The following is a 7,708-nucleotide window of genomic DNA, read 5'->3' as shown; positions in this document are numbered from 1 at the left end:
CGCGACGTGGTGTGTGCGTGACGTGACGCGCGCGACGTGGTGCGTGTCAGGGGACAGCGGCGCTGTCGGCGGGCCGGCGAACGTGATGCCCCGGCCGGACAGGGCTACCGGCGCAGCGCTTCCGCCGGCTGGATGCGGGCGGCGCGCCAGGCGGGGTAGAGGCCGGCGAGCAGGCCGGTCGCCAGCCCGACGGCGGGGGCCGCGACGACCGTCGCGGGATCGATGACGGGGGTCCAGCCCCGGGCGAGCGCGACACCGAGGACGGTGAGCACACCCAGTGAGGACCCCACCAGCCCGCCGACGAGGCCCAGGAGGGCCGATTCCGCGAGGAACTGACCGGTGATGTGGCGTCCTCTGGCACCGAGGGCCCTGCGCAGTCCGATCTCCGCGGTCCGCTCCAGCACCGCGACCAGTGTGGTGTTGGCGATGCCGACCGATCCGATGACCAGGCAGATCCCCGCGAGGAGGAGGAAGAGCTGTGCCAGGTCGGAGGTCACGCCGGCGCGCAGGGCCTTGGGGTCGGGCGGCGGGACGCTCCTGAAGTTCTCGGCGTGGGCGGGGTCGAGTGCCAGCGGGGCCTCGTCGGCGACCTGCTGGGCCGCGCCGGTCTCGGTCGTGACGAGCATCTTCGCCCGTTCACCGGTCGGGCTCCCCCAGAGCCGGGCGGCCGTGCCGCGTGGCACGGTGACGGACAGCACCAGGTCGGGTTTGCGCCGGGCGTCGTCGATGACGCCGACCACCACGAATGGGGTCCCGGCGATGAACACGGCGGGCCGGGTCTCCAGGGTGGTGATGCCCAGCCGCGCCGCCATGCCCGAGCCGATGACGGCGACGCGCTGCGTGCCCTCCTCGGCCCACCGGTCGTAGGTCCTTCCCTGGACCAGGTGCGGTTCGGCCGCCGCCAGGGCACCCGGGGAGGCCGCCACCACCTGGATCTGCGGACCGCCGTCGAGCGATCCGACCGGGGCCGCGCGGACCGCGCCGGCGTCGAGGGCGACAGGCCAGTACACCCCGGCCGCCCGGACGCCGTGCAGCCGGGTCAGGCGCGCGTCGGCATCGGACGGGAAGGCCACGGCGGGCTGTCCCGGCCGGTCCGGGGTCACGTCCTCGACGGTGACCTCGGTGGCCGTCAGAGCGTTGAAGCGGTCGTCGATCTGGGCGCTGGTGGTCGCGGTGAGGCCGAGGATCGCCACGAAGGTGGCGACGCCCAGGATGGTTCCCAGGGCGGTCAGGACCGAGCGCGCCGGACGTTGGGTCACGCCCGCGGCCGATTCGGCCAGCAGGTCGCGGACGGTGAGCCGGGACCGCGGCACCGCGCGGAGGCGTCGTCTCATGCCCGGACCCCGTGGTCTTCCTCGTTCGGCACGCCGGGCCCCGGCACGTCGTCGCCCGGTACGTCGGCTCCCGGCGGGTCGTCGCTCGGTGCGCCGGCGCTCAGTACGCCGTCGCGGACGGTGACGGTGCGCCGCGCCCGGGCGGCGACCTGCGGGTCATGGGTGATGAGCAGCAGCGTCAGGCCCTCACGGTGCAGTTCCTCGAGGAGCCGCAGGATCGACGCGGCGGTGGCGGAGTCCAGGTTGCCGGTCGGCTCGTCGCACAGCAGCAGGGACGGCGAGCCGACCAGCGCGCGGGCGATCGCCACCCGTTGCCGCTCGCCTCCCGACAGCCGGCTCGGCAGCGCGTGGAGCCGCTCCCCCAGCCCGACCTTCGTCAGGGCGCGCGCGGCCTCCGCGCGTCGGGCCGCGGCCCGGCCTCGGCGTCCGACCGGTGTGTCCGACGCGCCTGCCGATTCGGGTGTGTAGAGCGTGGCGAGTGCGACGTTCTCCACGGCCGAGCGGTGCGGCAGCAGGTGGAAGGACTGGAAGACGAAGCCGATGCTGCGCCCCCGCAGTGCCGCCCGGTCCGCTTCGGGCAGTCCGACGGTGTCCGTGCCGTCCAGCAGGTACCGCCCGGTGGTGGGCGTGTCGAGCAGCCCCACGATGTTCAGGAAGGTGGACTTCCCCGATCCCGACGGGCCGACGACGGACACGTAGTCGCCCCGGCGGATCGTCAGGTCGGCGGGCCGGAGCGCGGTGTGCGGCGGCGGACCGGGATAGGTCAGCCCCACCTGGCGGAACTCCACCACCGTCTCGCCCCGGCCGAGCGGCGACGTGCCGGTGCTCGTGCCGGTGCCGGTCCTCATGCCAGTAGCGGTGCCGGTGCGGGTGCCGGTCCTCACGGGCCGCCCACCGCCTTGACCCCGACGATGACCTGCTCGCCCTCGCTGAGCGCGCCGGCCGCCACCGGGGTGACCTGCACGCTGCCGCCCCCCACCGTTCCCGGCGTCACCTCGACCTGACGCCGTTGGCCGGACGCGCTCACCGTGACGACCGTCCGGCCGTCGGCGGTCGCCGAGATCGCCGACACCGGCACCACCAGCACCGGCTGGGCGGACGAGGCGGCCACGACCGTCAGCCGGACGCTCTGGCCCGCGGACCTGGGATCCAGCAGCCGGTCCGGCAGCACGCTCACCTGGTAGCCGGCCACCGTGCCCGCGCCCGTACCACCGCCCGCGCCCGCCTGGGTGCCGGACGCCCCGGCACCTCCTGCCTGCGGTGCGCCGCCGCCCGGGCTCTCGGCCACCGACGCGACCACACCGGTGTACTGCTCGCCGGTCAGCTCCGACAGCATGTCCACCTTCTGGCCCGCGTGCACCAGGCCGTGGTCCGCCGCGCCGAGCGTCCCCTGGAGCAGGAGGGTCCCCGCCGAGACGGTCATGACCTTGCCGGACACCTCCCCGCCGACGCGACCCGAGACGCTCTCCACCCGCGCCGGGAAGCCGGACAGGTACACCAGCTCGGCGGCCGGCACCAGCGGGCCCACCAGCGCCTGCAGATCGGTCAGCTTCTTCCGCAGCCGGGTCGCATTCTCGGCCGCGCGGTCCACCTGCCGCTGCCCGTTCGCCTGGTGCGCCGGGTCGACCGGCGCGGCGGTGCCGCCGCCTCCCGGGGCGGTACCGGTACCGGTGCCGGTACCGGAAGACGGGGCGGAGGCGAGTCCGTCCTTGGCGTCCGTCAGCGCCTGGTCCGCGGCTGTGACCGCGTCCCTGGCGGCCGACACCTGGGCGTCCGCGTCCGCCAGGGCCGGCAACGGGTCGTAGCCCTGGCGCTGGTAGAAGGCGGTGACGGCGGCCGAGGTGCCCGCGCCGAACGTTCCGTCGGGATCGTTGCGCGTCCCGAATCCGAGCGTGCGCAGCGCTCTCTGCAGCTGGCTGACGTCCTGGCCCTTCGAACCGGGCTTGAGGTCCCGGTACACCGGCAGCTCCCCCGGCAGGGCGAAGACCGGTCGGCCGGACACCTCGACGATCGGCTGCCCCGCCGCGACGGCGTCGCCGGCCTTCAGCGGCAGCCTGGTCACCACGGCCCGCGTGCCCGCGCCGCCCGCGACCGGGGCCACGTCGACGCTCTGACCGGCCGTCACCGTGCCTCGGCAGATGACCGTGCTGGTGACCACCCGGCGGTCGACCTGTGCGGTCAGCAGGTCGGGGGCCGGCGGCTTCGCCTCCGCGGCCGCCTGCGCGGGGCTCTTGATCCACAGCGACGCGAGCAGTCCTCCCGAGGTGACCGCCACCGCGCCCGCGGCCACCAGGGCGAGGGCGCGGCGCCGCCCACGCGGCGGTCGCCCCGCCCGCTCCCCGGGCGGCTCGCCGTCGCCCCCGGCACCGGTGGTCCCGGTCTCCTGTCCCACGTCTCCCCCGTGTTCTTCCTTCACGCCTCTTCCCTCACGCCTGTTCCGCTCCTCGCCTGTTCCGCTCCTCGCCTCCGGAGGGGCCGACCCTCCGGCCCGACCGGTCTGCGGTGCCCCGCCGGCAGTAACCCCTGACCGCAGTCACCCGCCCGCACTCACCCCGCCCGCAATCACCCCGTCTGCGGTCACCCCGCCCGCAGTCACCCCGTCTGCAACATCCGATCCGGCTCGCGCACCGCCCCTGCCTCTCCCGCCTCCTGCGGTTCGGCGGCGGCCGGTGCCACCCGGCGCCCCCACGTGACCCCGGCCAGCACCAGCACCACGCCCACACCGCCGGCCACCCCCGGACGGTCCCCGCCGAAGACGACGCCGATCACGGCCGCCCACATCGGCTCCGTCCCCAGCAGCAGGCTGACGTGCGAGGGCGACGTCCGCCGGACCGCCCACATCTGCACCAGGAACGCGAACAGCGTGCACATCACCGCCAGGTGGACCAGCAGCAGCCACTGCTTCGCCCCGAAGCCCGCCGCCAGCGCCCAGGGCGCATGACCGGCGAGGGGCGATGCGACGCCGAAGACGACGACCGCGGTGGCGAGCTGGACGAACGTCAGGACCCCGGAGTCCGTACCCCGGACCGACCGCATCCGGTGCATCACCAGCACGTGGGCCGTGCGCACCACCGCCGCCAGCAGCATCAGCAGGTCACCGAGCGACGGCACGGTGAGCCCCGCGCCCTGGGTCAGCAGCAGCACTCCGACGACCGACGTGCCCGCCGCCGCCACGAACGACGTGCTCGGCCGGGTCCGGGTGATGACCGCCTCCGCCAGCGGCGTGAAGACCATCGTGAGGCTGATGATCAGCCCCGCGTTGGTGGCCGACGTGTAGACCACGCCGTACGTCTCCAGCAGCAGGACCACGGACAGGATCGCGCCGAGGACGGCGCCCCCGCGCACCTCGGGCCACGACAGCCGGCGCAGCTTCCCCAGCGCCTGGAAGCTCAGGAACGGCAGGGCGGCCAGGAAGCGCAGCGCCAGCAGCGCGACCACCGCCTCGCCGGTCGCGATCTCCTTCGTCGCGAGGTAGCTCGACCCCCACACCACGGCCACGAGAACCACGAGTACGTCGACCAGCCACTGACGTGGGCCGCGGAGTTGTCCGGTCATGTCATCCGTTCCTGCGAAGTGAGGGGTTGCCGCCCGGGTCGGGCGGGGTGGGACGGGGTGGGGCTGTGGTGGGGCCATGGTGTGGCCGTGGTGTGGCCGTGGTGTGCCGACTGCCCGCCGCCTCCGGGGACGGCGGCGGCGGACAGTCGGGTCAGCGGCCGGCGGCCGGGTCAGCGCGCCGTGTACGCGATCACCAGGACGTCGCGGTGCGCGGCGGCGGACCGGTCCACCGGGTGGACCGGGGTGACCGAGTGCAGCGTCCGCCGGTCGTCGCCGAGCAGCAGGTCGCCGGGCCGGGCCAGCGTCGTGGTGAGCAGGTGCTCGCCGGCGTCGGTGTACACCGCGCTCTCCCCGCCCTCGACGTTGTCGCGCCCGATCAGCAGCGAGGTGATGAACGTGACGCCGTCACGGTGGCGTCCCTCCGGGGCCGGGTGCCCCACCTCCTCGCCCGCGGTGATCCGGTAGGGGTGCAGCTTGATGTTCCACACGGCGGTGCCGTCGACCGCGCTGAACAGCCGCCCGAGCAGCACCAGCAGGCCGCGCAGCAGCTCGTCCTCGGTGAACTTCCCGGTGAGCGGGTCGAATTCGCGTTGGACTCCGCCGTTCAGCGGATTGATGTAGCTCTCCTGCCGGTAGGGCTCGTGCGGCAGCGCGACCAGCTCGCCGCTGTCGACCGTGAGGTCGAACTGGCCGTAGCGCCGGTAGCGGTACGTCCCGCCGTCGGCCATGAACCGGTCGAGGGTGAGGTCGTCCCAGTTCTCGGCGAACCGCGACCAGTCGGCCTCGCCCACCCCGAGCAGGTCCGACAGTTCGGCCGACGGCAGCAGGTGTCCGCCGGTGTCGGCCAGCGCGGCGACCGTGGCGGCCGCGGCCGGCCGCGCCACGGGATCGGTGCTCCCGACGGCCTTCCCGGCAGTGTCCCCGTAGGCCTTCCCGGCGGTGTTCCCGAAGGTGTTCACAGACATGTGGTGTTCCGTTCCTTCGCAGGCGGGTCTCAGGCGTCGACGAGCTCGGGCAGCGGCCCGTAGGCCGCGCTCTCCAGCGCGATGGCCTGCTTCTCCCAGTCCTCGCGGTCCCGCAGGTAGCGCGGACGGGGGGCGGTGATGGCCCGGGTCTCCGCGGTGCCGTCCCGCAGCTCCCAGACCACCGACCCGGTGGTCTGGGTGGCGCACGAGTCGATGAACTGCTGGGCGGCCTGGCGCAGTTCGCCGAACCATCGGCCTTCGAGCGCCTCCCGGGTCCAGAGCTGCTCCAGGTGCATCTTCTCCAGGAGCAGGTCCGCGCCGAGGCACGCGGTCTCGACGTGCCGGTAGGACCGCAGCAGCAGCCACGCGGCCGGCATCTCCCGGATCTCCAGCACCTTCTCGCCGTGGTCGAGGTGCTCCAGCCCGGAGTACCGGCCGATGCCGAAGGCGCCGACCCGCCGGTTGAGTTCCGCGACCAGGTCGGTCAGCGGCAGCCGCCGGCCGTCGACCGACACCGGCCGGCCGGCTTCGAAGGCCACCTCGATGCGCGGTGCGCGGTCGGAGTGCACGGCGCTCCACCGGTAGAGCGACTCGGGGACGACGTGGCCCTCGGGATCGTCGAGGATCCCGGACTCGAACTCGCGGCACCACAGGTTGGAGTCCCCGCTGACCGCGCGGCCCAGCAGGAGGTCCACGCCCGCTTCGTGCAGCGCCCGGTGCTTGTCCTCGCGGTCGATCGGGTCGAGGTCGTACGGACTGCCGTACAGGCCGTCGTAGCCGAGCAGGCCGAGTGCGCCGTTCAGCCGGCGCAGGGTGTTCTGGGAGCGGTTCGCCGTGTGGATGACGGCCTGCGCGCCGAGGCCGTCGGCCACCTCCAGCGCGGCCCGCGCGATGAGCGGCCGGCTGAGCGTGGAGCTCACCGGGTGGACGCCCAGGTAGACGGCCTGCGCGGCGATCGCCGGGAGGACGAACTCCTCGGCGAACTCCTGCCTGCGGTCCAGGACGTGGAGTTTCACCCCCAGCGCCTCGGCCACGTCGCGCTTGTAGGACGTCGACTCGTCCTCACCGATGTCGACGCTCACCGCGTGGACGTCCCGCAGGCCGAGTTCGCGGAGCCGAAGCAGCAGGTAGGAGCTGTCGAGACCGCCGCTGAACAGCGTGACGACCGGCCGGGAAGGATCCAGCAGAGATTCGATCTGCCGGAATGAACGTATGAGAGGAGGTGCCATGGATTTTTTCCCCCTGGAAAAGTTCTTCCGCGTGAAATGTGCGTCTTCAGATCGCGTGCCCGTCTTCGTCGACGGACACGGGGCCGCACACCAGCGCCGCAGAATCTATCCACCCGAACCCGTCCGGGGAAGGGGTTTCTCGTCGCGCCGAGGCCGTCGAACCCGCGAAATCATCGTCAACTTTCGTTGTCCACACGGAACTTGATGGACCGACACGGACGCCGAAAGCCGATCCCGGTATCTCGGAATGCGGGATTCCCTGCGATCGGAACCCCGTCCCGCGCGCCAAATATCGCGAGAAAGTCCGTTACGTCCATCACGATCGGGTCACTGCGGAACCTTCACGGCAACAGACGTCGCACCATGTAAAAACGGACAATTGACGGAAGCCCTGGTGTCCCGCCGTCCCGCTCTGTTAGCTTCTAGCCGCTCACGTTGATCACCAGCGGCGTTCCGGGGTCCTCCCCCGCGTTCCCCCTGGGCTCGACAGCAGGCGGCCGGGCTTTTTTCCCGTCCGCAGGTGGGCCACCAGGCGCGTCAGCGTCCTCGCAACCGCCCGTGGACGGCCTTATCCGGCCGATCGCGCACTCCGCCGGCCCATCCGCGCCGGCCAGGGGCACCCCGC

At 73.2% G+C, this 7,708-nt stretch carries 6 protein-coding genes; all 6 read right to left on the bottom strand.

The annotated features are described in order from the left end of the window. Window positions 1-104: 104 nt before the first annotated feature. A complete protein-coding gene (locus tag ACFQ6N_RS24735) occupies window positions 105-1,334 on the bottom strand; it encodes an ABC transporter permease (RefSeq protein WP_380652914.1) in 1,230 nt (409 codons plus the stop codon). After that, window positions 1,331-2,182, bottom strand: coding sequence for an ABC transporter ATP-binding protein (locus tag ACFQ6N_RS24730; protein ID WP_380652911.1), 852 nt, complete (start codon window positions 2,180-2,182; stop codon window positions 1,331-1,333). The genes ACFQ6N_RS24735 and ACFQ6N_RS24730 overlap by 4 nt, the downstream gene beginning before the upstream one ends. 32 nt (window positions 2,183-2,214) lie before the next feature. Further along, on the bottom strand, window positions 2,215-3,750 hold the full coding sequence (locus ACFQ6N_RS24725; protein WP_380652908.1) for a peptidoglycan-binding protein: 1,536 nt from the start codon (window positions 3,748-3,750) through the stop codon (window positions 2,215-2,217). A 176-nt stretch (window positions 3,751-3,926) separates the two neighbouring features. After that, window positions 3,927-4,889 (bottom strand): DMT family transporter, encoded by a 963-nt coding sequence (locus ACFQ6N_RS24720; RefSeq protein ID WP_380652905.1) that lies wholly within the window; start codon window positions 4,887-4,889, stop codon window positions 3,927-3,929. A gap of 170 nt (window positions 4,890-5,059) precedes the next feature. Continuing rightward, a complete protein-coding gene (locus ACFQ6N_RS24715) occupies window positions 5,060-5,854 on the bottom strand; it encodes a 2OG-Fe dioxygenase family protein (protein WP_380652902.1) in 795 nt (264 codons plus the stop codon). Window positions 5,855-5,883: 29 nt separating this feature from the next. Next, entirely contained in the window at window positions 5,884-7,083 is a 1,200-nt protein-coding gene (locus tag ACFQ6N_RS24710) for an argininosuccinate synthase-related protein (protein WP_380652899.1), read from the bottom strand. Between the last annotated feature and the right edge of the window lie 625 nt (window positions 7,084-7,708).

The organism is Kitasatospora sp. NPDC056446, from assembly GCF_042796115.1.
Lineage (GTDB): Bacteria > Actinomycetota > Actinomycetes > Streptomycetales > Streptomycetaceae > Kitasatospora.
Note: the sequence above shows the minus strand (reverse complement) of the source record. Positions and strands in the feature narration are given on the sequence as shown.

Coding starts and splice junctions, on each gene's coding strand:
- ACFQ6N_RS24735 (WP_380652914.1), bottom strand. CDS start 1,334: ATGAGACGACGCCTCCGCGCGGTGCCGCGGTCCCGGCTCACCGTCCGC.
- ACFQ6N_RS24720 (WP_380652905.1), bottom strand. CDS start 4,889: ATGACCGGACAACTCCGCGGCCCACGTCAGTGGCTGGTCGACGTACTC.
- ACFQ6N_RS24710 (WP_380652899.1), bottom strand. CDS start 7,083: ATGGCACCTCCTCTCATACGTTCATTCCGGCAGATCGAATCTCTGCTG.
- ACFQ6N_RS24715 (WP_380652902.1), bottom strand. CDS start 5,854: ATGTCTGTGAACACCTTCGGGAACACCGCCGGGAAGGCCTACGGGGAC.
- ACFQ6N_RS24730 (WP_380652911.1), bottom strand. CDS start 2,182: ATGAGGACCGGCACCGGCACGAGCACCGGCACGTCGCCGCTCGGCCGG.